Raw genomic sequence first — 26,248 nt, forward strand, 5'->3', positions numbered from 1 at the left:
TCCCGGAACCGGTCCGGTCCCTCCTGTGGGCCCGCCCGCGCGGTGCCCGGGCGCGGTGGGCGCCGTCCCGCCCGGCCCGGTCCGCCCGGCCGCCGTGGCCCGGCCGTGCCGGGCGCCGGCCGCGCTCACACCTCACCCCCGACCGTCTCCCGCTCGCTGGGCTGCACGTACACCAGACCCTCGCCCTCGAACCGGATCTGGAACGCCTCGCCCGAGCCCTCCCCTATCAGGGTGCGGAAGTTCACCCCCGACTGGAAGTGCTGCCGCAGGTCGCCGGTGTGCGCGATGTACGCGCCCGGGTCCACCTGGAGCGGCATCTGCGGGGTGACCCGCAGCACCACCGCGGTGCCCTCCGACAGCACGGCCGCCTGTCCGGTGCCCTCCACCGTGGTGGTGAACAGCCCGTTGCCCCGCGCCGAGCCGCGCAGGCCGGTGAAGGTCGTCCCGGTGCGCAGTGCCCCGTCGGTGCACAGCAGGTTGCTCGCCTCCACGTACAGCGTCTCGCCGGTCAGCCGCACGAGGTTGACCTCGTGCGCCCGGTCGGCGAAGTAGCAGGTGCCGTGCCCCTTCACCTCCATGACCGCCATGTGTTCGCCGGTGAGCCGGCGGGTCACCACACCGCGCAGGCCGTCACCGCCGCCGGTCCTCTTCTTGAAGGTCATCTCGCCGTCGTACGCGACCATCGACCCGTTCTTGGCCTTGACGGAATCGCCGGCCAGGTCAACGGCGAGCACCTTGCTCCCCTGGAGCCGAAACTGAGCCACGCAGCAGACGGTATCCCGCACCGGCCCCGCCGCCACCCCCGCCGGCGGCACGCCGGGCGGAAGCCGGCCGGCGGCACCGCCGGGCCCGAACCCCCACCGGTGGTGCGCCGGGACGGAAGCCCGCCGGCGGCCGCCGGACGGCCGCCGCGCGCCCGGGACGGCCCCCCGCCCGGAGATCGCCGGGGACCCTGCGACAATGAACCGAGCTTGTGAAGGCAAGCACAAGCCGACCGCGTTGCCGTGGCCGCCGTGACGGACGGTCCCGGCCGCGTGGCCGCCGTCCCGCCCGTACACCCCCCGAGCCCCACCCGTGAGGTGCCCCGCATGGACTTCAAGACCGCAACCGCGCTGCGCCGGCTCCGGCTGGTCTCCGCCCCCGAGGCCATCTCCTTCCTGCTGCTCCTGGTCTGCTCGGTGCTCAAGCGCACCACGGACTTCAACGCGGTGCCGGCGATGGGCATGGTGCACGGCGTGCTGTTCGTCCTCTACGTGATCTTCTGGGCGGACGCCTGGAACCGCACCAAGTGGGACTGGAAGACCGCCGCCCTCTACTTCGTCCTCTCCGTGCTGCCCACCGGCGGCTTCTTCGCCGAGCGGAAGCTCAAGCGCGAGGCCGAGGCGAGCGTCATCGCCGCCCGCGCCCGCAAGGAAGGGATCGTCAACGCATGATCGTCGCCTTCTCGGTCACCCCGCTCGGCGTCGGCGAGGACGTGGGGGAGTACGTCGCCGACGCGGTGCGCGTGGTCCGCGAGTCCGGACTGCCCCACCGCACCGACGCCATGTTCACCTCCGTCGAGGGGGAGTGGGAGGAGGTCATGGACGTCGTGCGGCGCGCCGTGGCCGCCGTCGAGGCGCGCGCCCCGCGCGTCTCCCTCGTCCTCAAGGCGGACATCCGGCCCGGTGTCACCGACGGCCTCACCGCCAAGGTGGAGACCATCGAGCGCCACCTGACCTGACCCGCCCCTGCTCCTTCGCCGTTCCCCCGGGGCCGCCGCCGTGGCCCGGGGCGGGGGGCCGTCCGGGGGCCGGGCGGCCCGGGCGGCCGGCCGCGGCCGGGGCCGGGCCACGCCGGCGGCCGGACAGCCTCCCGTGGGCCGCGGGCCGGGCCGGTCAGGCGGGCGGGGGCTCACCGGCCGCCAGGGCGATGCCCAGCGGCGTCCGCTCGTACAGCACCTCACGGCCCTGGCGGCGGGAGGTCAGCAGCCCGGCGCCGCGCAGCACGGCCAGGTGCGCCGAGACCGAGGACGGGGCCAGCCGGTGGCGCAGTGCCAGCGCCGAGGTGGACGCCGGTTCGGTGAGCCCGCCCAGGATGGCCGCCCGGTTCGGCCCCAGCAGCCGCACCAGCGCCTCCGCCGCGCCCGGCCCCGGCTCCTGCCACAGCCCTCCGACGCCCCGTGCCGGATAGATGACCGTCGGCTGCCACGGGGGAGCGAAACCGCTCACCACCTCCGGCCACACGAAGACGCTCGGCATCAGCAGCAGCCCCCGCCCGTCCAGCGTCTGGGACGGCGGCACGCTGCCGGTGGTGTGCACCGTCAGGCGGCCCGGGGCCCAGCTCACGGCCGGCCGCAGGTCCGCGAAGAGCCGTTCCAGACCGCCGTCGGCCAGCCGCCGGGAGCGGAACGCGATGTCGGCCTCCAGCAGGGCCCGCAGCCGGGGCCAGTCCGGGGCCACCAGCGCCTCCCACGCCCGCTCGGTGAGGTCGGCCAGCCGCCGGACCGCCCGCTCCGGGTCCGCCAGCAGCCGGCGGACCACCGGGGCGTCCGGGGAGTCGGGCGCGGTGGCCAGCGAACGGGCCAGTTCGCCGCGCGCCGCCGCCGGGTCGGTGGCCCGCAGCCGTGCCAGTTCCTCCTCGAAGGACGGGCACGGCGCCGCCGGCGGCGGGCCGAGGAAGTCGGGGGTGTAGCCGGGCGCCGGCATCAGGGCCCACAGCTCGGTCAGGTCCAGCCCCGCCAGCGCACCGCGTATCCGGCGCAGCCAGGGCAGGTGGTAGCCGTGCCGCCAGGGCCGCCGCAGCACCCGGACCGCCTCGTGCGTCTGGCCGAGCGGGGAGACGGCGAACCGGCAGCGCAGCAGGTCCTGGGGGCCGAAGTACAGGTGCAGGGGCATCGGCCCTCCGTCCCGGCGGCGCCTCGGATTCGGCTGAGGCCGAAAGAGTAGTGGCCCGGCGGGCGGCCGGGCACGCTGCGGCCCATGCCGACGCCGCCCGATCCCGCACCGTCCCCGATCCCCGCCGGGCCCCGTGGTCCGGCCGGCCCCCGTGGTCCCGCCGCTTCCGGGGCGTCCGCCGGTCCGGAGGCCGGGACGGGGACGGAGACCGGAGCCGGGGCCGGGAAAGCAGCCGGGACGGAGGCCAGGGCCGGGAGCGGGCCCGGGACGGAGGCCGGGGCCGGGGCGGAAACCTCGGCCGGGACCGGGACGGAGACCGGGGCCGGGACCGCGCCCGCCTCCGGCGCCCGGTCCGGCTACCGGGCGGTGTTCGCGGTGCCGGAGTTCCGGGCGGTGTTCGCCGCCCATCTGATGTCGATGCTCGGCGTGGTGGTGAGCGAGATCGCGCTCTCCGTCCTGGTCTACCGGATCAGCGGCTCCCCGCTGCTGAGCGCCCTGACCTTCGCCCTGGGGCTGTTGCCCTACCTGGTCGGCGGCACCCTGCTCGCGCAGGCCGCCGACCGCTTCCCGGCCCGCCGGGTGCTGGTGGTCTGCGACCTGCTCTGCGCCGGGTGCGCCGCGGTGATGGTGGTGCCCGGCACGCCGGTGGCGGTGCTGCTGGGGCTGCGCTGCCTGTCGGCGGCGATCGCCCCGGTCTTCGGCGGCACCCGGGCCGCCACGCTGGGCGACATCCTCGGCGAGGGCGACCTCTTCGTCCTCGGGCGCTCGGTGATCCGGATCGTCTCCCAGGGGGCCCAGCTGGCCGGGTTCGCCGTCGGCGGGCTGCTGCTGACTGTGGTCGCGCCCCGGGCGGTGCTCGCCGTCACCGTGGCCACCTTCCTGGGGTCGGCGCTGGTGCTGCGGTTCGGCACCCGGCGGCGGCCCGCCCGGGCGGCGGCCGGCGCGGGGCACGGCGGACGGCTGGTGGGTTCCTCGCTGGCCGGCGCCCGGGCCCTCCTCGCCGACCGGCGCGTCCGCGCGCTGCTGCTGCTGAGCTGGGTGCCGCCGATGTTCGTGGTGGCCCCGGAGGCGCTGGCCACCCCGTACGCGGACACCCTGGGGCTGGGGCCGGCCGGGCTCGGACTGCTGATGATCGGGATGCCGGTGGGGGCGATCACCAGCGAGGTGCTGGTGGGTTCGCTGCTCGGTCCCGCGGCCCGCGCCCGGCTGACGCTCCCGGTGGCGGCGCTGGCCACCCTGCCGGCCCTGGGGTACGCGGTACGGCCCTCGCTCGCCCCCGCGCTGCTGCTGCTGGTGCTCACCGGGGCCGGCATCGCGTACACCCTGGGGCTGGACCAGTGGTTCCTCGCCGCGGTGCCCGAACAGGCCCGGGGCACCGCCCTGACGCTGATGACCGCCGGGCTGATGACCACCCAGGGGCTGGGCATGGCGCTGGCCGGGGCGGCCGCCGAACTCTGGCCGGTGCACCGGGTGGTGGCGGGCGCCGGGGTGCTGGGGACGGTCTGCGGGCTGCTGGTGGTGGCCGAGGTACGGCGCACCGCACCACCCCCGGCGCCGGCCGGGCCGTCCAATAATCGAGACTCCACCGCTCGTCATATGACCGGCGGGTAGGGTCGGGGCGTGCCCAAGCCCCTCAGTCTGCCCTTCGACCCCATCGCGCGCGCCGACGAGCTCTGGAAGCAGCGGTGGGGAGCCGTGCCGTCCATGTCGGCCATCACCTCGATCATGCGGGCCCACCAGATCCTGCTGGCCCAGGTCGACGCGGTGGTCAAGCCGTACGGACTGACCTTCGCCCGTTACGAGGCGCTGGTCCTGCTCACCTTCTCCAAGACCGGCGACCTGCCGATGTCCAAGATCGGTGAGCGGTTGATGGTGCACCCCACCTCGGTCACCAACACGGTGGACCGGCTGGTCAGGTCCGGGCTGGTGGACAAGCGCCCCAACCCCAACGACGGCCGCGGCACGCTCGCCACGATCACCGACAAGGGGCGCGAGGTCGTGGAGGCGGCGACCCGCGACCTGATGGCGATGGACTTCGGCCTCGGGGCGTACGACGACGAGCAGTGCCGGGAGATCTTCGCCCTGCTGCGCCCGCTGCGGATCGCCGCCGAGGACTTCCACGAGGAGGCCGCGGACCCCGTGGCCGCCGGCGGCGCCCGGGGCGCCGGGTACGTCGACGCGTGACCGCCGGAAAAGGCCGGCCGCCGGGACCGCGCGGGGCGCTAGCCTGTCCGGATGACGACCGTCGAGACGATCCATGACGTGCCCGTACTGGTGTGCCCGCCCGAGGGCGACCGGATCCGCGGTGAACGCGAGGCGCTGGATCTCATCGGCGACGCCGGGTACCGGGGTGCCCGGTGGGTGGCCGTCCCCGCCGAGCGGTTCGACGAGGCCTTCTTCCGGCTGAGCACCCGGGTGGCCGGTGACATCGTGCAGAAGTTCGTCCAGTACCGGACGGGGCTCGCGGTCGTGGGCGACATCTCCCGCCACACCGCCGGCAGCGCGGCGCTGCGGGACTTCGTACGGGAGTGCAACCGCGGCCGGCAGACCTGGTTCGTCGCCGACACCGACGAGCTGCGGGAGCGCCTGAAGGGGTAGCCCCCCGGGCCGGGCCCCGGCCCGCCGCGCACCCCGGCCCCGGCCCCGGGCTGCTGTCCGGTCCCGGCCCGCCGCGGGCCGCCACGCCGCGCGCTCGTCCGGGTGACCGTCCCGCCGCGGGGCCGGTGCCGCCCGGCCTGCCCGACTCGCCGCGGGAGCCGTCCGGGAGCCCCGTCGCGGGACCGAGGCCGGGACCCGCCCGAAGCCGCGGCCGGCCCGGCCTCCCGCCGCCCTCGGGCCGTCCCGGGGCCGGTCACGGACCGCCCGCACGGCCCGTGACCGGCGGGCCGGCGGCGCCCGGCGGAGGGGTCCGTACGCCCGCCACCCGCGCGAAGATCCCGCAAACCGGACGGTTACCCTCGACTCCATGAAGAAGAGCGTGCTGACCCGCTACCGGGTGATGGCCTACGTCACCGCCGTGATGCTGCTGGTGCTGTGCGCCTGCATGGTGTTCAAGTACGGCTTCGACACCGGGGAGGACGCCACGCTGGTGGTGTCGCAGATCCACGGTGTGCTCTACATCATCTACCTGGTCTTCGCCTTCGACCTGGGCTCCAAGGCGAAGTGGCCGTTCGGCAAGCTGCTGTGGGTGCTGGTCTCCGGCACCATCCCGACCGCCGCCTTCTTCGTGGAGCGCAAGGTCGCCCGGGACGTCGAACCGCTGATCACCGACGCCGCCCCGGTCCCCGCCAAGGCCTGATCCCGGCCGCCGTACCTCCCCGTACGGCGGTCAGCCATCGACATTTACTTGGACGTCCTAGTAAATTCGTGGGTATGGACGCTGACGCCATAGAGGAGGGCCGCCGTCGCTGGCAGGCCCGGTACGACTCCGCCCGCAAGCGCGACGCCGACTTCACCACGCTCTCCGGCGATCCCGTCGAGCCCGTCTACGGTCCCGCCCCCGGTGACACCGTGCAGGGGTTCGAGCGGATCGGGTGGCCCGGCGAGTTCCCGTTCACCCGCGGGCTGCACCCCACCGGTTACCGGGGCCGCACCTGGACCATCCGCCAGTTCGCCGGCTTCGGCAACGCCGAGCAGACCAACGAGCGGTACAAGATGATCCTGGCCGCCGGCGGTGGCGGTCTGTCGGTCGCCTTCGACATGCCGACCCTGATGGGCCGCGACTCCGACGACCCCCGCTCGCTGGGCGAGGTGGGCCACTGCGGGGTCGCCATCGACTCCGCCGCCGACATGGAGGTCCTGTTCAAGGACATCCCGCTCGGCGACGTCACCACCTCGATGACCATCTCCGGCCCCGCGGTGCCGGTCTTCTGCATGTACCTGGTCGCCGCCGAGCGGCAGGGCGTGGACCCGGCCGTGCTCAACGGCACCCTGCAGACCGACATCTTCAAGGAGTACATCGCCCAGAAGGAGTGGCTCTTCCACCCGGAGCCGCACCTGCGCCTCATCGGCGACCTGATGGAGCACTGCGCGCACGGCATCCCCGCGTACAAGCCGCTCTCGGTCTCCGGCTACCACATCCGCGAGGCGGGCGCGACGGCCGCGCAGGAGCTGGCGTACACCCTCGCCGACGGCTTCGGCTACGTGGAGCTGGGCCTCTCCCGCGGCCTGGACGTGGACACCTTCGCCCCCGGGCTGTCCTTCTTCTTCGACGCCCACCTCGACTTCTTCGAGGAGATCGCCAAGTTCCGGGCCGCCCGGCGCATCTGGGCCCGCTGGATGCGCGACGTCTACGGCGCCAGGACGGACAAGGCCCAGTGGCTGCGCTTCCACACCCAGACCGCCGGTGTCTCCCTCACCGCCCAGCAGCCGTACAACAACGTGGTCCGCACCGCGGTGGAGGCGCTGTCGGCGGTGCTCGGCGGCACCAACTCGCTGCACACCAACGCCCTCGACGAGACCCTGGCGCTCCCCAGCGAGCAGGCCGCCGAGATCGCGCTGCGCACCCAGCAGGTGCTGATGGAGGAGACCGGCGTCGCCAACGTCGCCGACCCGCTGGGCGGCTCCTGGTACGTCGAGGCGCTCACCGACCGCATCGAGGCCGACGCGGAGAAGATCTTCGACCAGATCAAGGAGCGGGGCCGCCGCGCCGTCCCGGACGGACAGCACCCGATCGGCCCGATGACCTCCGGCATCCTGCGCGGCATCGAGGACGGCTGGTTCACCGGCGAGATCGCCGAGTCGGCCTTCCGCTACCAGCAGGCGCTGGAAAAGGGCGAGAAGAAGGTCGTCGGCGTCAACTGCCACACCGGCTCGGTCACCGGCGACCTGGAGATCCTGCGCGTCAGCCACGAGGTGGAGCGCGAGCAGGTCCGGGCCCTCACCGAGCGCAAGGCCGCCCGGGACGACGCCAAGGTCCGCGCCGCCCTGGACGCCATGCTGACCGCAGCCCGCGACGGCTCCAACATGATCGCGCCCATGCTGGACGCGGTCCGCGCCGAGGCCACCCTGGGCGAGATCTGCAACGCCCTGCGCGACGAGTGGGGCGTCTACACCGAGCCGGCGGGCTTCTGACCCCGCCACCGGGCACGCACCCCGCGGCCCCGGCCGTCCGGACCCACCACCGGACGGCCGGGGCCGTCCGCGTGCCGGGGCCGTCCGCGTGCCGGGGCCGTCCGCGTGCCGTGGCCCTCCGTGTGCCGGGGCCCTCCGCGTACCGGGCCCGTACCGGCGCCCGGTCCGGCCGGTGACCCCACCCGAGGAGGCCACCGGGTGTCCCCCCGGTGGGACGCGTCGCCGGTCAGCCCGCGGTGAGCGGGGCGGCCGCCAGGCCGTGGATGAGCGTCGCGGTGAAGTCCCGGGTCCACTCCGGATCGACCGGCTCCCCGCTGACCAGGGCCCGGTGCACCACCGTGCCGGCCACCATGTCGAAGATCAGGTCGGCGGCGCGGGCGGCCGGCGCCGGATCGGTGTCCCGGGGCAGGTCGCCGCGGTCCTGGGCGCGCGCCCGGCCCAGCAGCACCAGCCGCTTCTGGCGGTCCACGATCTCGGTGCGGATGCGCGCGCGCAGCCGCGGGTCGCGGGTGGACTCGGCGACCACCGCCATCAGCGCGGTACGGATCTCCGGCAGTTCCAGCAGCGCGGCGAACTGGAGCACCACCGCCTCGATGTCGGCCCGCAGGTCACCGAGGTCCGGGAACTCCAGGTGCTCGTCGAAGACGGCCGCCACGGCGTCCACGACCAGTTCGTTCTTGTTCGCCCAGCGCCGGTAGAGGGTGGTCTTGGCGACCCCGGCGCGGGCGGCGACGTCCCCCATCGTCAGCTTCGACCAGCCCGTGTCCACCAGTGCGGCGCGGGTCGCGTCGAGGATGGCGCGGTCGGCCTCGGCGCTCCGAGGGCGGCCGGTACGGCGGCTCTGCGGGTTCATGGCGGCGACGATACCGGCGAGTAAGGATGATGGCGCGAGTGAGGCAGATCACCGCCGGGCCGTCGCGCCGGGCCGGTCTCTGCCATTACGCTACGACCCGTAGCGAAAGAGTGATGACCACTGGCGCCAGGTGGGGACCCGGCGCATTTCCTACCGCAGAACACGCAGTCCACGCAGGGATGTCCGCGCACTACACACCGGGGTGGGGCCTTCCCGCACCGCGCTTTCTCGAATGCCGTGCGCAGGGGGGAGGATAGGGCCATGCAGCCACGGAACATGTCCATGAGCGGAGTGGTCGATCTCGCCGCGGTGAAGGCGGCCGGCGAGGCGAGGCAGAAGGCGGAGCAGGCGCGCGCCCAGGCGGCGCGGACCGGCGCCCCCGCCCCGTCCTCCCTGGTGATCGACGTCGATGAGGCGGATTTCCAGCGCGAGGTCCTGCAGCGCTCCACCGAGGTCCCGGTCGTGATCGACTTCTGGGCGGAGTGGTGCGGTCCCTGCAAGCAGCTCGGCCCGATCCTGGAGCGGCTGGCCACGGAGTACGCGGGCCGGTTCGTGCTCGCCAAGATCGACGTGGACGCCAACCAGATGCTCTTCCAGCAGTTCGGCGTGCAGGGCATCCCCGCGGTCTTCGCGGTGGTGGCCGGGCAGCCGATCCCGCTGTTCCAGGGGGCGGTCCCGGAGGCGCAGCTCCGGCAGGTCCTCGACCAGCTGATCCAGGCCGCGGAGCAGCAGTTCGGCATCGTCGGCACCCCGGTCGGTCCGTCCGCCGCGGACCAGGAGGGCCCGGCGGCGGCGCCCACCCCGTACGACGGGGCGCTCTCCGCGGCGCACGAGGCGCTGGACGCCGGTGACCTGGCCGGCGCGGTGCGCGCCTACCGGAACGTGCTCGCCGACGACCCGGCCAACGCCGAGGCGAAGGTCGGCCTGGCGCAGGCGGAGCTGATGCAGCGGGTGACGGGCGTGGACGCGCAGGCCGCCCGCAAGGCCGCGGCCGACGCCCCGGCCGACGTCGCCGCGCAGATCCTCGTCGCCGACCTCGACCTGGTCGGCGGTCACGTGGAGGACGCCTTCGGCCGTCTGGTGGACACCGTGCGGCGTACGGCCGGTGACGACCGGGAGGCGGCCCGGGTGCACCTGCTGGAACTCTTCGAGGTGCTCGGCGCCGAGGACCCCCGGGTGGTCACCGCCCGTAGTGCCCTGGCCCGCGTCCTGTTCTGACCCGTACGCACGACAAACGACCGGCGGCCGCGCTTTACCGAAACTTGGTAAACGCGGCCGCTGTTACGTGCGGTAACAAAGTGTGGGCGGCTTGGGGCTCGATGAGGTACATGTCCCTTTCTTTCCGGACACCGCGCGGCGACCCACTGTGCGGGCGCCGGAGCCGGTCGCGGCGCCGTGGTTATCCGTCCGTTACTCGCTGGTAACGAACCTCTTGTGCCCCGGGCCCGAATGGACCACGATCGGCCAAGCTCGGTCCATTCGCGTACGGCCCGGCATCCGGTCGGCGCCCGGGTGCGCGGGTGGGTCCCCACCGGGCAGGTCGGCGGCGTGACGCCGGCCTTGGACAGGGGGGTCTTCGCCGCTCGGCGGGGCCTGTCCAGGAGGCACGCGCGTGAGCGTGGCCAGTGGTTGTCGCTCGGGGGTGATCGTCGGTGTTTCGGTGCGCGGTCCGCGTCCGGGGCCGGACGCTCTCCTTCCCGAGGACGTAGCACTTCTCCCATCCCGGGTTCGAGGCCAGTGGCCCCGGCCGGAGATGTACGTCCGAGAAGGAGGAAAGTCATGGAGTCCGTGGCTCGTGGCGGGACCAGATGGAAGCGGTTCGCCGTTGTCATGGTGCCGAGCGTCGCGGCTACGGCCGCGATCGGTGTCGCTCTGTCCCAGGGTGCGCTCGCGGCGTCGTTCGCGGTGTCCGGCCAGCAGTTCAAGGTCACCGCCAAGCGGCTCGAAGGGAAGAACTTCGTGCAGTACGGGGCCATGGAGGTCTCGCACAACGGGAAGCACATCCCGGTGGCGGTGTCGGGGTTCAAGTCCGCCACCATCGAGGGTCTGTGTCAGTCCGTGGTCATCCCGGTCCCGCTCTTCGGTGACGTGTCGCTGAACCTGCGCGCGGGCGACAAGGGCGAGAAGGTCCGTGCGAAGAACCTCTACATCGACCTCGACCAGCTGGACGCCGACGCGGTCTTCCGCGACATCAACATCGGTGTGGCGGCCGAGGCCAGCACCAAGGGCCCGGGCGTGAAGGAGGGCGACCGCACGGTCGAGGGCTCCTTCGCCCAGGAAGCGCGGTCGGCGACGCTGACCGATGTCGAGCAGACCGCCTGGGCCACCAGCGCGGGAACGTTCAGGCTCCCGGACCTCTCGCTGAGCGTCAAGCGGGGCAAGCACGAGTGCTACTGACGCACCGAGCGGGGTGAGGGGTTCCCACACCGCCCCTCACCCGCGCTCGCTCGGATGCCGTCACCACAGGAAGACGTCCGATCGAGAAGATCGGCCGGCCCCAGGGAGCTGTTTTCGATGAGTGCCGTGTCGCCGGGGGCGCGAGTGAACCGATTGACCAGTTGGCGTCTGAGCTTCCGGGCGTGGCGCTGGCAGCGGCCCTTCTGGGCGGGGCTGCTGACGCTGCTGGCCGGGGTGCCGATCGCCTATTTCCCCTACGCCAACCTCACCATGGGTCAGCTGACCATCCGGATGGCCACCACCACCGGCTCCGCGTCGCTGATCATCGGCGTGCTGCTGATGGTGCTGGGCGTGAGCATGTGGTTCCAGCCGGCGGTCCGCGTCTTCGCCGGCGTCGCCGCCATCCTGCTCGGTCTCGTCTCGCTGGTGGTCTCCAACTTCGGAGGCTTCCTGATGGGCTTTCTGCTCGCCCTCTTCGGCGGCGGCATGAGCACCGCCTGGGCGCCGGGCGTGGCGGAGCCGAAGGAAGGGCCGGCCGAGCCGGCGGCGCGCGGCACCGGGGCTCCGGCGGCCGCGGCATCCGCACCGTCCCCCGAACCCGCCCCGGCCACGGAGGCCGTGCCGTCCACCGAGCCGGCGCGGACCGCGGTGGCCGTGGAGACCGCCGGGGGTCCCGACCTCGTGAAGAGAGCACCGGACCCGGTGGCCCCACCGTCCCCGGCGGAGGCCGGGACCGTGACCGCCGCCGGCCGGAAGAGCGCACCGCGGCCGGACGCCGCCGGGACGGCGGCGGACCGGGACACCACCGAGGGGAGGCACCGTGCGAGGTGAGGAGAAGCCGGGCGCACCGGAGGGGGAGACGGGCGCGCCGGGCCGGGCGAAGCCGGGCCCGCGCCACGCGGCCCCCCGGAAGTCGGTGCTCAGCAGACTCCAGATGCCCGCCGGCAAGGCGATAGCGCTGGCCGCCATGCCGACCGCGGTCCTGATGGGGCTGGGGTTCACCCCCCAGCTCGCCAACGCCAACCCCCGGGCCGAGGAACGGTTCAAGGCCGGCCCCTGCGTCACCCGGTCCGACGAGGCCGCGCGGGACGGGCAGGAGGCGGAGAAGGACCGGGAACGCGAGGACGGCACGGCCGGCGACGCGGACACCGGGCCCGGCGGGGACGCCGAGTCCGGCCGGGGCACCGGCACGGACGGCGGCGCGGACCCCGGGACCACCGAGCCGGACCCGCCGGCCGGCCGGCACACGCCCGCGCCGTCACCCTCCGCCGAGCCGGAGCAGGACGCCGGGGACGCCGGGGAGACCGGGGACGGAGCCGGCGACGGGACCGGGGACGAGGCCGGCGGCACGACCGAGCCCGCCCCGCCCGCGCCGGGCGGCGGCACCCCGGACCCGGAGCCCGAGGACCCCTACAACCCGCTCGATCCGCTGGGCATCGGCAAGCAGATCGAGGACCTCCTCACCGGCGGCCTGACCCGGCCGCCGGCCACCGCGCCCACGGCACCCGCCACGGACCCCGCGGACGGGGCGGTGGACGGCGAGGCCGCGGACGGACCGGCCGGCACCGGGAAGACGACCCCCGGCACCACCGGGAAGGACCCGGCGGGCACCGGTGACGAGCCGGGGACGGCCGACGGCACGACCGGGGACGCCCGCGGTGAGGACGCCGGGGACGGCGAGGACGGCGGGAACACCGGGAAGGGCGACGCCGGCCAGGCCCCCCGGGACGGCGAGGACGCCGGAGACCCCGAGAACGGCGAGGACGGCAAGGACGCCGAGGACGGCGCGGACGGCAAGGACGCCCAGAACGGGAAGGACGCCGAGGACGCCGCCGACGAGCCGTCCGGCACCCCGGAGTTCGACCCGGACGACCTGTCCGGCTACCCCTGCCCGGAGTTCGACGCCGAGGCGTACGAGAACGCCCCCGGCGAGACCACCGAGGCGCTGCTCCCCGACGACCCCTGGGTGCTGCTCAGCTCCCGGCTCGATCTGCACGGCCTGGCCTACGACGGCATCGTGGAGGTGAAGACCTCCACCGGCAAGGTGAAGAAGGTCCTGAAGTTCACCGCCACCGGCATCGACATCAAGGACCTGCACCAGCAGGTCGTCGGCCCCGGCGGCAGCACCACGCACGTCGAGGCCCGCAAGGGCAGCACCTCCACCATCACCAACGGCAAGGTCACCATGTACACCGAGGAGCTGAGCGGCAAACTGCTCGGCCTGCTCCGGGTGACCTTCAGCCCCAAGAGCCCGCCCCCGCTCACCCTCCCCGAGCTGTTCTTCACCGACGTCAAGGTGGTCCAGGCCGGCCAGTTCGGCGGCGACCTGACGGTCCCGGGCATGCACCTGTACACCACCACCGGCTGACCCCCGCCGCCACCGGCCCGCGGCCCGCCGCCCCGCGCGGCGGCCCGCCCGGAGCCGGTACGGCCGTGGCCCGGCACCCCCACCGCGGGGGTGCCGGGCCACGGCCGTCAGCGGGCCGGTGCGGCGCCGCGGGCGCGGGTCAGCTCTCGCCGCCCAGGTGGTGCACCCGCACCATGTTGGTGGTGCCGGGGACGCCGGGGGGCGAACCGGCGGTGATGATCATGGTGTCGCCCTCGGCGTACCGGTTCAGCTTGAGCAGTTCGGCGTCGACCAGGTCCACCATGGCGTCGGTGTTGTCCACGTAGGGCACCACGAACGACTCCACGCCCCAGCTCAGGGTGAGCTGGTTGCGGGTGGCGGTGTCGGTGGTGAAGGCCAGGATGGGCTGGGCGGCGCGGTAGCGGGAGAGCCGGCGGGCGGTGTCCCCGGACTTGGTGAACGCGATCAGCGCCTTGCCGCCGAGGAAGTCGGCGATCTCGCAGGCCGCGCGGGCCACCGAACCGCCCTGGGTGCGCGGCTTCTTGCCGGGCACCAGCGGCTGCAGCCCCTTGGAGAGCAGCTCCTGCTCGGCGGCCTGCACGATCTTGGACATGGTCTTGACCGTCTCGATGGGGAACCGGCCCACCGAGGACTCGGCCGAGAGCATCACCGCGTCCGCGCCGTCCAGGATCGCGTTCGCCACGTCCGACGCCTCGGCGCGGGTGGGCCGCGAGTTGGTGATCATCGACTCCATCATCTGGGTCGCCACGATCACCGGCTTGGCGTTCCGCCGGCACAGCTCCACCAGGCGCTTCTGCACCATCGGGACCTTCTCCAGCGGGTACTCCACGGCCAGGTCGCCGCGGGCCACCATCACCCCGTCGAAGGCCGCCACGACCTCCTCCATGTTCGCGACCGCCTGCGGCTTCTCCACCTTGGCGATCACCGGCACCCGGCGGCCCACCTCGTCCATCACCCGGTGCACGTCCCGCACGTCGGCGGCGTCCCGGACGAAGGAGAGGGCCACCATGTCGCAGCCCAGCTGGAGCGCGAACTTCAGGTCCTCGATGTCCTTCTCGGACAGCGCCGGGACGTTGACCGCCGCGCCGGGCAGGTTGATGCCCTTGTGGTCGGAGATCACGCCGCCCTCGATGACGATCGTCCGCACCCGCGGCCCCTCCACCGAGGTGACCCGCAGCTCCACGTTGCCGTCGTTGATGAGCACCTGGTCGCCCTTGGCGACGTCGCCCGGCAGCCCCTTGTAGGTGGTGCCGCAGATCGTCCGGTCGCCCGGCACGTCCTCGGTGGTGATGGTGAACTCGTCACCGCGCACCAGCTCCACCGGACCGTCGGCGAAGGTCTCCAGACGGATCTTGGGACCCTGGAGGTCGGCGAGCACGCCCACCGCGTGGCCGGTGTCCTCACACGCCTTGCGGAGCCGGTGGTAGCGCTCCTCGTGCTCCGCGTGGGTGCCGTGGCTCATGTTGAAGCGGGCCACGTTCATGCCGGCCTCGATCAGCGTCTTCAGCTGGTCGTAGGAGTCAACGGCGGGGCCCAGGGTGCAGACGATTTTGGAACGGCGCATGAGGCGGATCCTATCCGTTTGTTTCGAAGCGGAATTATTTAGCTGTGCGAAAACCCAATGTCTAGCGGTTGACCAGCGCGTACGTCTGGGTGGCGATCTCCAGCTCCTCGTCGGTGGGCACCACGGCCACGGCCACCCGGCTCGCCGCCGCCGAGATCAGCCGCGCCGAGGAGCCGCGGATGGCGTTCCGTACCGCGTCCACCTCGATGCCCAGCGCGCCCAGGCCGCGCAGCGCGGCCTCCCGCACGGCGGCGGAGTTCTCCCCGACGCCGGCGGTGAACGCGATGGCGTCCACCCGGCCGAGCACCGCGGTGTACGCGCCCACATATTTCCGCAGCCGGTGGACGTAGACGTCGAAGGCCAGCTGCGCGGCCGGGTCGCCCTCGCCCATCCGGCGGCCGATCTCCCGCATGTCGTTGTCGCCGCACAGACCGACCAGCCCGCTGCGCTTGTTGAGCAGGGTGTCGATCTCGTCGGTGGACATCCCGCCGACCCGCGCCAGGTGGAAGATCGCGGCCGGGTCGATGTCGCCGGAACGGGTGCCCATGACCAGGCCCTCCAGCGGGGTGAGCCCCATGGAGGTGTCCACGCAGACGCCGCCGCGCACCGCGGAGGCGCTCGCCCCGTTCCCCAGGTGCAGCACGATGGTGTTGACCTCGGCGGGGTCCTTGCCCAGCAGCCGGGCGGTGGCCCGGGAGACATAGGCGTGGGAGGTGCCGTGGAAACCATAGCGGCGCACCCCGAAGCGGTCGGCGGTGGCGGTGTCCACGGCGTACCGGGCGGCGGCCTCCGGCATCGTGGCGTGGAAGGCGGTGTCGAAGACCGCGACCTGCGGCAGGTCCGGCCGCAGCCCCCGGGCCACCGTGATGCCGGAGATGTTCGCCGGGTTGTGCAGCGGCGCCAGCGGCACCAGCTTCTCGATCTCGGCGAGCACCGCGTCGTCGATCAGGGTCGGCTCGGTGAACCGGGTGCCGCCGTGCACCACCCGGTGGCCGACGGCCGCCAGCTCGGGGGAGTCCAGCCCCAGCCCCTGCCGGTCCAGCTCGGCGGCGGCCTGCTTCAGGGCCGCCTCGTGGTCGGCGACCGGGCCCTCGCCGATGCGTTCCACGATGCCGGAGGCGAGCCGGGCCCCACGGTCCGGGCCGCTCCCCGCCATGTCCAGCAGCTGGTACTTCAGGGACGAGGAGCCGGAGTTCAGCACCAGCACCCGGGTGGGGCGCGGGGCGCCGGCGTCGCCCCGGGCGCCGGGGCTGCCGGGGGCGTCCGGGCTGCCGGGGCCGGGGCCGGGCGCCGTTCCCGGGGCGGGGGACGGGGGAGCGCTGCCGGGGCCGGAGGTTCCGGGGGTGCCGGGCTCGGGGGTCTCGGGAGTGCCGGGTCGGGCGTTCACGCGTTCGGTGCCTTCTGCGTCTGGGACCGCTGACCGGTCGGTGGATGGGCCTGGGACTGCGGTGCTCTGGCCTGGCTCTGCGCCTGCACCGCGGTGATCGCGACGGTGTTGACGATGTCCTGGACGAGGGCGCCGCGGGAGAGGTCGTTCACGGGCTTGCGCAGCCCCTGGAGCACCGGGCCCACCGCCACCGCGCCGGCCGACCGCTGGACCGCCTTGTAGGTGTTGTTGCCGGTGTTGAGGTCGGGGAAGACCAGCACCGTGGCCCGGCCGGCCACCCGCGAGCCGGGCAGCTTGGCGGCCGCCACGGCCGGGTCCACCGCCGCGTCGTACTGGATCGGCCCCTCGACCAGCAGGTCCGGCCGGAGTTCCCGGACCAGCTCGGTGGCCCTGCGGACCTTGTCCACGTCCGCGCCGGAGCCGGAGGTGCCGGTGGAGTAGGAGAGCATCGCGATCCGCGGCTCCACCCCGAACTGGGCGGCGGTGGCCGCCGACTGGATGGCGATGTCCGCCAGCTGCTCGGCGTCCGGGTCCGGGTTGACCGCGCAGTCGCCGTACACCAGGACCCGGTCGGCCAGGCACATGAAGAAGACCGACGAGACGATCCGGGCGCCGGGCGCGGTCTTGATGATCTCGAACGCGGGCCGGATGGTGGCGGCGGTGGAGTGCGCAGCCCCGGAGACCATGCCGTCGGCCAGTCCCTCCTGCACCATCAGGGTGCCGAAGTACGACACGTCGGCCACCACGTCGTACGCCAGCTCGTGGGTGACGCCCTTGTGGGCCCGCAGCGCGGCGTACCGCTCGGCGAACCGTTCCCGCAGCGGGGACGTCTGCGGATCGACGATCTGCGCGTCGGTGAGCTGGATGCCCAGCTCGGCGGCGCGCTTGCGGACGGTGTCCTCCTCGCCCAGCAGGGTCAGCTCGCACACGTCGCGGCGGAGCAGCACGTCGGCCGCGCGCAGCACCCGCTCCTCGGTGCCCTCGGGGAGCACCACCCGCCGCCGGCCGGCCCGCGACCGCTCGATCAGCTCGTGCTCGAACATCATCGGCGTGACCCGGCCGGAGCGGGCCACCGCGATCCGGTTCGTCAGCTCGGCGGTGTCCACGTGCCGGTCGAACAGGCCGAGCGCGGTCTCCGCCTTCCGCGGGTTGCCCGCGTGCAGCTTCCCCTCCAGGGCGAACAGCTGCTCGGCGGTGGGGAAGCTGCGGCCGGGCACCGAGACCACCGGGGTGCCGGGAGCCAGCCGGGAGGCGAGCGCCAGGATGTCCGGGCCGGGCCGCTCGTCCAGGGTGAGCAGCACCCCGGCGATCGGCGGGGCGCCGGCGCTGTGCGCGGCCAGCGCGCCGATGATCAGGTCGGCCCGGTCGCCGGGGGTCACCACCAGGCAGCCCTCGGTGAGCGCGGGCAGGAAGGTGGGCAGCATGGCGCCGCCGAAGACGAAGTCCCGCACGTCCCGGGAGAGCCCGGCGTCGTCGCCCAGCAGCACCACCGCGTCGAGCGCGCGGACCACCTGGGAGACGGTGGGGGCGGACAGCGAGCCGTCCTCCGGCAGCGTGTAGCAGGGCACCGGCAGCCGCTCGGCGAGCAGCCCGGCCACCGCGGCGTGGTCCTCCGGCGCGACCCGGTTCACCACCAGCGCCGCCACGTCGCACCCCCGGGCCCGGTAGGCGCGGTAGGCGTTGTGGGCCTCGGCGCGCAGCGACTCGCCGCTCTGGTCCTGGCCGCCGACCACGGTGATCACCGGGGCGCCGAACTCGTTGGCCAGCCGCGCGTTGAGCCCCAGTTCGTCGGGGAGGCTGGTGGCCGCGTAGTCGCTGCCCAGCACCAGGACGTACTCGTGGTCCCGGGCGACCGCGTGGAACCGCTCCACCAGCTCGGTCACGAGCGCGTCGGTGCCCCGTTCGGCCTGGAGCGAGGCCGCCTCCTCGTAGCCCATGCCGTACGCGGTGTGCGGCGGCTGGCCGAGCCGGTAGCGGGCCCGCAGCAGGTCGAAGAGGCGGTCGGGGCGGTCGTGCACCAGCGGGCGGAACACCCCGACGCGGTCCACATGGCGGGTCAGGAGCTCCATCACTCCCAGTTCGACGACCTGGCGGCCGTCGCCGCGGTCGATCCCGGTCACGTACACGCTCCGTGTCACGCGTGCTCTCCGATCCGTTGGCTGGTGGGGGGACTGATGAGGGTGTGTGGTGGGGGCGGGGGGCCGGTGGGGCGGTGACGGGGGCCGGTGGGCTTCGTGGGGGTCGTCGGGACGGGGGACGGGGGGCCGGGCAGGGAGTGGGCGGGCCCGCCGCGGGGCGTGGGCGGTGCCCTGTCGGGCGCGCGGGGGCGGCGCGCGGCGCGGGAGCACCCCGGACGCGCCGCCCCGCACCGGTCCCGCGTGCCGCACCGGCCGCGCCCCGCACCGGCCGCGCCCCCGCGCCTACCCGGCGCCGCTGCCGGCGACGCCCCCCGGGTGCCGCGCCGGGCAGGCCACGGCGGGCGTCAGGAGGATGGATCCGACCTCTTGACAATACCCATGCCTCCGGATAATGCGCTTGTCGGCATGGTGGCGCCGGCCGCCGCCGCCCGTGAAACAATCGGACCGGCTCACATCTATCAGTCGGCGAGCAGGAGACACAGCACGATGCGCATCGGAGTTCTCACCGCGGGCGGCGACTGTCCGGGGCTCAACGCCGTGATCCGGTCCGTCGTGCACCGCGCGGTGGCCGGGCACGGTGACGAGGTCATCGGCTTCGAGGACGGGTTCCGGGGGCTGCTGGAGGGCCGCCACCGCAAGCTGGACCTGGAGGCCGTCAGCGGCATCCTGGCCCGCGGCGGCACCATCCTCGGCTCCTCCAGGCTGGAGCGCGCCCGGCTCCAGGAGGCCTGCGAGACGTCCAAGGAACTGGCCCGCGACTACGGCATCGACGTCCTCATCCCGATCGGCGGCGAGGGCACCCTGACCGCGGCCCGGATGCTCTCCGACTCCGGGCTCCCGGTGGTCGGCGTGCCCAAGACCATCGACAACGACATCTCCGCCACCGACCGCACCTTCGGCTTCGACACGGCCGTCGGGGTGGCCACCGAGGCCATGGACCGGCTGAAGACCACCGCCGAGTCCCACCAGAGGGTGATGGTGGTCGAGGTCATGGGGCGGCACGCCGGCTGGATCGCGCTGGAGTCCGGCATGGCGGCGGGCGCGCACGGCATCTGCCTGCCCGAGCGGCCCTTCGACGTGGACGACCTGGTGAAGATGGTCGAGGAGCGGTTCGCCCGCGGCAAGAAGTTCGCGGTCATCTGCGTCGCCGAGGGCGCGCACCCCGCCGAGGGGACGATGGAGTACCAGAAGGGCGAGATCGACCAGTACGGGCACGAGCGCTTCGCCGGCATCGGCAACCGGCTCGCCGTCGAGCTGGAGCGGCGGCTGGGCAAGGAGGCCCGCCCGGTCATCCTCGGCCACGTGCAGCGCGGCGGTACCCCCACCGCCTACGACCGGGTGCTCGCCACCCGGTTCGGCTGGCACGCGGTGGAGGCCGCGCACCGCGGCGACTTCGGCATGATGACCGCGCTGCGCGGCACCGAGATCCGCATGGCGCCGATCGCGGACGCGGTGACCGAGCTGAAGCGGGTCCCGGCGCACCGGATGCACGAGGCCGAGTCCGTCTTCTGACGGCCCCGGGCGGCGAGCGGCCCACGGGCCGGTCCGCCGCCGGTCGCCGGCCCGCCTGGGGGAAGGCCGTCCGGGCCGGTCGCCGGCCCGGCGGGGCGCGGTATACGGACGCACCGGTACGCGTGCGGGCGGGTATCCGCGCAGGCTGGTTCCGTGCGGGCCGGTATCGGTGCGGGCCGGGGTCCGTGCGGGCCGGTATCGGTGCGGGCAGGTATCCGTGCGGGCCCGGGGCCCGCACGGCCCCGGGGCCGGCTCGGCCGGCGGTCGGCTTGACCTTGTCACCGGTGTCAGGCCCTACCGTCGCGGCATGACTTCACACACCACCGAAACCACCGCCGGCCTGCCCGTTCCGACGCTGGGGCGGGTGGTCCGGGGCACCGGCCCGGGTCTGCTCCTCGCGCACGGCGCGGGCGGCGGTATCGACGCCAACTACGGCCCGCTGCTGGAGGGGCTGGCCCGGCACCACACCGTGGTCGGACCGGACTACCCCGGCACCGGCCGCACCCCGCGCGCGACTGCCCCGCTCACCCTCGACGGACTCGCCGACGAACTGGTCGCCGCCGCCGTGGCGGAAGGGCTCGACACCTTCGCCATCTCCGGGTACTCGTTGGGCACCGCGGTCGCCGTCCGGGCGGCCGCCCGGCACCCGGAACGGGTCACCGCGCTGGTGCTCACCGCCGGGTTCGTGCGGCCCAACCCGCGCCTGCGCCTCGCGGTCCGGCTCTGGCGGGAGCTGCTGGAGGCCGGGGACGCACAGCGGCTGGCCGCGTTCCTGGTGCTGAACGGCATGGGCGCGCCCGCGCTGGACCGGCTCGGCGCCGACGACCTGGACAGCGCCCTCGCCGGCACCGCGGCCACCGTCCCGCCGGGCACCGCCGACCACCTGGCCCTGCTCGACACGGTGGACGTCAGCGGCGACCTGGCCGGCATCGCGGTGCCGACGCTGGTGGTCTCCACCGTGCACGACGCCCTGGTCTCCCAGCACCACCAGCGGGAGCTCGCGGCCGGCATCCCCGGCGCACGGCTGACCGAACTGGCCAGTGGCCACCTGCCGTTCGTCGAGCGGCCCGCCGAGTGGCTGGAAACCATCACCGGCTTCCTCGCGTCGGCCGGAGCCGGTGCGGCCGCCGGAGCCGGTGCGGCCGCCGGAGCCGGTGCCGGAGCCTGAGCCGGTGCAAGACCGGGGGCCCGTGCGGGCCGGCGGGGAGGCGGGAGCGGCCTGGGCCGGAGCCGGCGGTGCCGCGGCCCCGGCTACCGCCCCTGATCCGGGCCGAGGCCGGCCCGGACCCGGCCGTCAGGGCGGCAGCTCGGCCCAGAAGCGGTCCACCAGCTCGGCCAGGAAGCGCCGCCCGGCGTCCTGCGCGGCCGTCGCGCCGCCGCCCTCACCCCAGCTGAGCGAGGCCACCATGCGCGCCTGGTACCCGCCGTGCAGCCGCTCCAGCGCCGTGTCGGTCCGCTCCCGGTCCATCGCCACCAGGGCGGCCACCGGCCGGGAGTACGCCTGCCAGCGGGTGGTCACCGCGCCGTGCAGCAGCCGGGCCAGCCGCTCGGCCCGGCCGGTGAGCCGGAACAGCTCGGCCGGCCGCAGCTCCAGCACCTCGCCCAGCAGCGCCTCCTGGCGCTCGTCGCCGGGCCAGTCGCCGGTGCGCTCCGCCCGCCGGTACGAGGCCAGGTCCATGCCGATCCGCCGGGCCACGTCGGCGTCGGCGAGCCCGCGTGCCAGCCGGTGCTCGCGGAGGGTGGTGGGGGCCGCCAGCAGTTCGCCCGGGGCGCACCACAGCGCCCCCGCCAGCGCAGGGAGTTCACCGGCGGACGGCACCGCCTCCCCGCGCTCCCAGGCGGCCACCGTGCCGGGCGCGACGCGCAGGCCGTACGCGGCCCACATGCCGTGTGCGACATGGGCGTGGGTCATGCCCAGCGCCTCGCGCAGCCGGCGGGCGGCGAGGGCGTCGAAGGGCGGTGGCGGGGACACGCGGCACACCGTAGGAGCGCCGGACGGCGCCGGACCAGTCCCCGAACCACCAAGCCTGCCGCTCGTACGAACGTACGCCTGCGGCCCGCTACGGCTTGCGGCCCGGTCCCGCCCCTGGCCCGTCCTGCCTCGTCCCCTCCCGCCCCCGGCCCGTCCGGGTGCACGGGACACGGCCGGTCGGCGACCGCCCGGGCAGGGCACGGAGTCGCGGCGCCGGGCAGGTCCGGGCCACGGAGCAGCCGGCGCCCGGCCCCTGTCCCGGAGCGCGGGTTCCGGCGGGGCCACGGGGCCACGGCCGGGACCGGGCGGGCCCGGACGGGGGCTACCACCGGGATGGGGAACGCCCGGCCCGGGACACACGGCGCCCGGGGCCCGGGCCGGCGGCGAAGCGCGCCACCGGCCCGGGCCCCGGGCCGGCCGGGGGCCGGCGCGGTCATGACCCGGCACCCGCCCGGTCATGACCCGGCCACGACCGGACCACGACCGGGCGCACCGGGTCCGGCCCGGTCCCGGCGCCCCCGGCGGAGGTCAGCGGCCGTGGGCCGCCGCGCCCTTGACGGTCAGTTCCTCGATGCCGGGCCGGGTGTCACCGGTGGCCCGGACGGTGACCCGGACGAAGCGGGCGTCCACCGGGGGGCTGACCGTACCGGCGTCGCCCCGCGGCCGGACCGCCGTCCAGGCACGGCCGTCGCGGGAGACCTCGACGGTGTGCGCGGCGGGCCGCGGCTCCCGCCACCGGGGGCTGATGTGGGTGATCCGGTGCGGCCGGCCCAGGTCCACCGTGACGCTGCCCTGCCGGCCGTCCGGGGCCCAGAAGGTGACCGGGCTGCCGTCCACCGCGCCCACCGCGTAGGCGCCGGGGTCCTCCGAGGAGGCGGTGACCCGCGCGCAGCGGGCCAGGTTGTCGGTGGGGTCGCGGTCCGGGCGCCGGGTCTTGAGCACCGCGGGGGCCTCCGTGCTCACCAGCAGCTCGCCCTCCGGCGCCTCGATCCGGAAGGGGTCCCCGGCGGTGAGCCGGACGGTGGTGTGCTCCGGCCCGACCGCGACGTCGAAGGTGCGGCCGTGCCAGTGCAGTCCGCGGACGGTGACACCGCCGGGCAGCTGCGGCGGCAGCAGCGGGTCCAGCACCACCCGGTCCTCCCGCCAGCGCATCCCGGTCAGGCCGTGGGTGAACACCTGGAGGAAGCCGCCCTTGCCGGTGAGGAAGTCGTGCGCGGGCCGGCCGGCAAGCTCGTCTAGTGCCCCCGCCTTCTCGCCCCGGGCCTCGGAGAACACCGCGTACGGGGCGCGGGCGAACGGCTTGATGGAGCGCAGCAGATAGCTGTACGTGGCGCAGCCCGGCTCGCCGATCTCGGCCGCCGCGACGGTGTGCGCCGAGTCGGTCATGGCCGGACCGTCGGGGTCGGCGCGGCGGGCGTAGTAGTCCAGGGTGCGGCTCTTGCGGTAGCGGTCCATGGGCCACTCCAGCGGGTGGATGAGCAGCACCGTGTCCGCCTGTTTGATCGGCCGGGTGCCCTCGTAGCCGGCGTACTGGAGGTAGATCCCGTTCTTCTCGTCGTAGGGGATGCGCAGCCGGTCCGCGATCCGGCTCCACCGGTCGGACGCCGGCTCACCGAGGATGCGCGCCGCCTTGACGGCGTCGCGCAGCACGGTGGCGGCCCCGGCGTTGGTGAAGACCCCGTCGTCGACGTCGTTGCTGTACTCGTCCGGGCCCGCCACGTGGTTGATGGAGTACGAGCCGTCGGCGTTGGCGGTGACCCGGCTCTCCCAGAACTCGGCGATGCCCTTGAGCAGCGGCCAGCCGCGGCTGCGCAGCCAGGCGGTGTCGCCGGTGACCAGGTAGTACTGCCAGGCGGCGAGCGCGATGTCGCTCTGCAGGTGGTTCTGCATCCGGCAGTGGTCCGGGTCCACGCTGTGGCACTCGGTCGCCAGGTCGCCGGTGGCCCCGCTGGTCCACGGGTAGAACAGGCCCCGGTGGCCGAGCTTCCGCGCGTTGCGGGCGGCCGCCGGGATGGTCCGGTGGCGGTACTCCACCACCGACCGGGCCAGCTCCGGGTGGAGCGCCACCAGCCCCGGGTACATCCAGGTGTCGGCGTCCCAGAAGATCAGTCCCGCGTAGTTGTCGCTGGTCAGGCCGGCCGGCGGGATGCTGTGGGCGGTGCCGGGGCGGGTGGCGGAGTACAGCCCGTACAGCGCGGCGCGCACCCACTGCTGGAGGTCGGGGGCGCCGGGCAGCGTCACGTCCCGGCTCCACAGCCGCTGCCAGCTGCGCCGGTGCTCGGCGAAGAGCGCCGCCCAGCCGCGCTCCGCGGCCCGCCGGGACACCTCCACCGCGGTCCGGGCCGGCCGCTTCGAGGTCAGTTCGGTGTCCACGCCCACGTACTTGACGACCTCGTAGCCCCGGCCCCGGGTGACCCGGAGGGTGGCCGACTGGCGCTCGGAGAACTCCGCGGGCCGCGGCCGGGGCCGCCCGGTGACCGGGGCGGCGCCGGGACCGGCGACGAGGGTGGAGGCCACCGACCCGTCCACGCCGGTGCCCGTGGTCCGGAACCGCAGGTCCACCGTGCTCCCGGGGGTGCCCGCCCGGCCGTCGGCGGCGTCCGGCACCGGGCCGCCGCCGGTCCGGGTGATCCGGCGGGCCCCGGCCCCGTCCAGCACGTCGGTGACGGTCGCGGTGCCGCTCCAGTGCGGCACCATCCGCAGCCGCACCGTGCCCAGGTGGGCGTGGTTGCGGTCGGCGGTGACCTCGTAGACCAGGTCGGTCTTCCGGCCGTCGGCCGCGGTCCAGGTCAGCGAGGTGCGCAGCAGGCCGCAGCGGAGGAAGAGCGTCTGCCGGTAGCCGGAGATCCGGTCGGTGGCGGTCCGGGAGGTGAAGGTGTCCCCGCCGACACCGACGTTCAGCGTGGACCAGGTGGGGATCGCCGCGTCCACCTGGAAGCCCTTGGCGACCTTGGGGTCGCGGGCGTAGAGGCCGGCGACGAAGGCGCCGTCGTAGCGCGGGGTGTAGAGCGGGTAGCCGGTCTCGTCACCGGGCGCGTCGTAGCCCATGCCGTGGGGCGGTACGCGCTGGCCGAGCAGTCCGTTGGCGACGTACGCGTGGTACGGGTTCGCCGGGTCGATCCGGGTGCTGGTGGGGGCCCAGGCCGGATCGCCCTCGTCGGCGAGGCATGACCGGTCCGGGTGGCCGGTCGCGGTGGCCGGGGCGGTGGCCGGGGCGGGTGTCGCACCGGTCGCGAGGGCCTCGGCGGGGACGGCGATCGGGGTGAGCGCGGTCGCCGTGACGAACGCGCCCACCAGGAGGGGGGAGGCGGGACGGGCGGCGCGGGACCGCCGCCCCCTTCCTTGCGGCTGCTGGAGTCGGCGCATCGTGCCCCTTCTGTTCGGTGCCGGCCACCGGAGTTGACCGCGCGTACGGCGTGGGCGGCCGGTCCCGGCGCTCCGCCCCGGCCGGCCGGGGCCCGCCCGGGGTCCGGTGCACACCGGCCCGGGGCGCGGCCCTGGGGATGGATAACCAGCGGGACGGAACGTCAGAAGATATGACAAATAATTCGCCTGAAGAGAGCATCGGCCGCCACCGGGCGGGTGCGGGGACGGCGTGGTGGCCGTACGGGCTGCGGGTGGCCGTGGTGGCCGTGGTGGCCCGCGGCCGGTGGCCGGGCGTCGCGTCCGGTGGCCTGCCGACCGGTGGTCTCGGGCGCCGGACGGCGGCCGTGCGGCCGGGGCGAGGCCGGACGGGGTGCGCGGCGGCTGTGCGGACGAGGGCGAGGCCGGACGGGTCGTGCGTGCGGGGGCGGATGTGCGTGCGGGGCGGGTGCTCGCGGTGCGCCTCGCGCGGCGTGGCGGGCGGCTTCCGGCCCGGGGCGCGGCGGTGCGGTGCCTGCCGGCAGGCGCGTACGGCGGGCGCGTACCGGGGCGGCGGTGGCGCGTACGGAGCGGTCGCGGCGGTGGCGCCCGGGGCGGCCGGACGGACCGGACGGGACGGCGGCGCACGGGGCGCGGGCGGAGCGCGGGGGACGGGAACGGCGGGACCGCGGGCCGTCCGGCGGGGGACGTGCACCGGGGGCCGTCCGGCGGGTGCCGCGGCCGGAGTGGCCGGCGGGCGGCCGGGGTG

21 protein-coding genes are annotated in these 26,248 nt (G+C 74.9%); 13 read left to right on the top strand and 8 right to left on the bottom strand.

Annotated features, from left to right (window positions below; all coding sequences use genetic code 11):
• Positions 1 to 125 precede the first annotated feature (125 nt).
• Entirely contained in the window at positions 126 to 764 is a 639-nt protein-coding gene (locus IHE55_RS20780; RefSeq protein ID WP_197990392.1) for an AIM24 family protein, read from the bottom strand.
• Positions 765 to 1,088: 324 nt separating this feature from the next.
• On the opposite strand from IHE55_RS20780, the gene IHE55_RS20785 reads away from it, so the two are divergent.
• A complete protein-coding gene (locus tag IHE55_RS20785; protein ID WP_197990393.1) occupies positions 1,089 to 1,433 on the top strand; it encodes a DUF3817 domain-containing protein in 345 nt (114 codons plus the stop codon).
• On the top strand, positions 1,430 to 1,720 hold the full coding sequence (locus IHE55_RS20790; protein ID WP_197990394.1) for an MTH1187 family thiamine-binding protein: 291 nt from the start codon (positions 1,430 to 1,432) through the stop codon (positions 1,718 to 1,720). The genes IHE55_RS20785 and IHE55_RS20790 overlap by 4 nt, the downstream gene beginning before the upstream one ends.
• A gap of 154 nt (positions 1,721 to 1,874) precedes the next feature.
• Here IHE55_RS20790 and IHE55_RS20795 read toward each other — a convergent pair whose 3' ends face one another.
• The gene (locus IHE55_RS20795; RefSeq protein WP_197990395.1) at positions 1,875 to 2,873 is read right to left on the bottom strand and encodes an ArsR/SmtB family transcription factor; all 999 of its coding nucleotides are present in this window, start codon (positions 2,871 to 2,873) and stop codon (positions 1,875 to 1,877) included.
• Positions 2,874 to 3,248: 375 nt separating this feature from the next.
• On the opposite strand from IHE55_RS20795, the gene IHE55_RS20800 reads away from it, so the two are divergent.
• The 5 genes from IHE55_RS20800 to icmA all read left to right on the top strand — a co-directional run bounded on the left by IHE55_RS20800 (position 3,249) and on the right by icmA (position 7,946).
• Positions 3,249 to 4,484: an MFS transporter gene (locus IHE55_RS20800; protein WP_372442704.1), complete on the top strand. Its 1,236-nt coding sequence runs from the start codon at positions 3,249 to 3,251 to the stop codon at positions 4,482 to 4,484.
• Positions 4,485 to 4,493: 9 nt separating this feature from the next.
• Complete coding sequence (locus IHE55_RS20805) at positions 4,494 to 5,057, top strand: MarR family winged helix-turn-helix transcriptional regulator (RefSeq protein ID WP_197990397.1); 564 nt, start codon at positions 4,494 to 4,496, stop codon at positions 5,055 to 5,057.
• Between the two features lie 51 nt (positions 5,058 to 5,108).
• The gene (locus IHE55_RS20810) at positions 5,109 to 5,471 is read left to right on the top strand and encodes a DUF4180 domain-containing protein (protein ID WP_197990398.1); all 363 of its coding nucleotides are present in this window, start codon (positions 5,109 to 5,111) and stop codon (positions 5,469 to 5,471) included.
• A 367-nt stretch (positions 5,472 to 5,838) separates the two neighbouring features.
• Entirely contained in the window at positions 5,839 to 6,171 is a 333-nt protein-coding gene (locus IHE55_RS20815) for a DUF3817 domain-containing protein (protein WP_197990399.1), read from the top strand.
• 74 nt (positions 6,172 to 6,245) lie between these two features.
• The gene (icmA, locus tag IHE55_RS20820; protein WP_197990400.1) at positions 6,246 to 7,946 is read left to right on the top strand and encodes a coenzyme B12-dependent isobutyryl-CoA mutase large subunit; all 1,701 of its coding nucleotides are present in this window, start codon (positions 6,246 to 6,248) and stop codon (positions 7,944 to 7,946) included.
• Between the two features lie 226 nt (positions 7,947 to 8,172).
• Here icmA and IHE55_RS20825 read toward each other — a convergent pair whose 3' ends face one another.
• Positions 8,173 to 8,799 (bottom strand): TetR/AcrR family transcriptional regulator, encoded by a 627-nt coding sequence (locus IHE55_RS20825; RefSeq protein ID WP_197990401.1) that lies wholly within the window; start codon positions 8,797 to 8,799, stop codon positions 8,173 to 8,175.
• Between the two features lie 261 nt (positions 8,800 to 9,060).
• Between IHE55_RS20825 and IHE55_RS20830 the strand changes: the two genes are divergently transcribed.
• From IHE55_RS20830 to IHE55_RS20845, 4 genes are all read left to right on the top strand, one after another.
• Positions 9,061 to 10,017 carry a tetratricopeptide repeat protein gene (locus tag IHE55_RS20830; protein ID WP_197990402.1) on the top strand — a complete coding sequence of 319 codons (957 nt, stop codon included), beginning with the start codon at positions 9,061 to 9,063 and terminating at the stop codon, positions 10,015 to 10,017.
• 561 nt (positions 10,018 to 10,578) lie between these two features.
• A complete protein-coding gene (locus IHE55_RS20835; RefSeq protein WP_197990403.1) occupies positions 10,579 to 11,196 on the top strand; it encodes a DUF6230 family protein in 618 nt (205 codons plus the stop codon).
• Between the two features lie 117 nt (positions 11,197 to 11,313).
• The gene (locus IHE55_RS31585; RefSeq protein ID WP_232265648.1) at positions 11,314 to 12,027 is read left to right on the top strand and encodes a DUF6114 domain-containing protein; all 714 of its coding nucleotides are present in this window, start codon (positions 11,314 to 11,316) and stop codon (positions 12,025 to 12,027) included.
• Positions 12,028 to 12,112: 85 nt separating this feature from the next.
• Positions 12,113 to 13,564 (top strand): collagen-like domain-containing protein, encoded by a 1,452-nt coding sequence (locus tag IHE55_RS20845; RefSeq protein WP_307826758.1) that lies wholly within the window; start codon positions 12,113 to 12,115, stop codon positions 13,562 to 13,564.
• Positions 13,565 to 13,703: 139 nt separating this feature from the next.
• Here IHE55_RS20845 and pyk read toward each other — a convergent pair whose 3' ends face one another.
• The 3 genes from pyk to pta all read right to left on the bottom strand — a co-directional run bounded on the left by pyk (position 13,704) and on the right by pta (position 18,653).
• On the bottom strand, positions 13,704 to 15,128 hold the full coding sequence (pyk, locus tag IHE55_RS20850) for a pyruvate kinase (protein WP_197990405.1): 1,425 nt from the start codon (positions 15,126 to 15,128) through the stop codon (positions 13,704 to 13,706).
• A 61-nt stretch (positions 15,129 to 15,189) separates the two neighbouring features.
• Entirely contained in the window at positions 15,190 to 16,335 is a 1,146-nt protein-coding gene (locus IHE55_RS20855; RefSeq protein ID WP_197992142.1) for an acetate kinase, read from the bottom strand.
• Between the two features lie 176 nt (positions 16,336 to 16,511).
• A complete protein-coding gene (gene pta, locus IHE55_RS20860) occupies positions 16,512 to 18,653 on the bottom strand; it encodes a phosphate acetyltransferase (RefSeq protein WP_197990406.1) in 2,142 nt (713 codons plus the stop codon).
• A gap of 486 nt (positions 18,654 to 19,139) precedes the next feature.
• Here pta and IHE55_RS20865 point away from each other — a divergent pair, with 486 nt between their 5' ends.
• A complete protein-coding gene (locus IHE55_RS20865) occupies positions 19,140 to 20,165 on the top strand; it encodes a 6-phosphofructokinase (RefSeq protein WP_197990407.1) in 1,026 nt (341 codons plus the stop codon).
• A gap of 307 nt (positions 20,166 to 20,472) precedes the next feature.
• Positions 20,473 to 21,333 carry an alpha/beta fold hydrolase gene (locus IHE55_RS20870; protein WP_197990408.1) on the top strand — a complete coding sequence of 287 codons (861 nt, stop codon included), beginning with the start codon at positions 20,473 to 20,475 and terminating at the stop codon, positions 21,331 to 21,333.
• Positions 21,334 to 21,459: 126 nt separating this feature from the next.
• Here the strand turns inward: IHE55_RS20870 and IHE55_RS20875 are convergent, their stop codons facing one another.
• Positions 21,460 to 22,137, bottom strand: coding sequence for a helix-turn-helix domain-containing protein (locus IHE55_RS20875; protein ID WP_307826759.1), 678 nt, complete (start codon positions 22,135 to 22,137; stop codon positions 21,460 to 21,462).
• 528 nt (positions 22,138 to 22,665) lie between these two features.
• On the bottom strand, positions 22,666 to 25,503 hold the full coding sequence (locus IHE55_RS20880; RefSeq protein WP_197990410.1) for a discoidin domain-containing protein: 2,838 nt from the start codon (positions 25,501 to 25,503) through the stop codon (positions 22,666 to 22,668).
• Between the last annotated feature and the right edge of the window lie 745 nt (positions 25,504 to 26,248).

Source organism: Streptomyces pactum, from assembly GCF_016031615.1.
GTDB classification, from domain to species: domain Bacteria; phylum Actinomycetota; class Actinomycetes; order Streptomycetales; family Streptomycetaceae; genus Streptomyces; species Streptomyces pactus.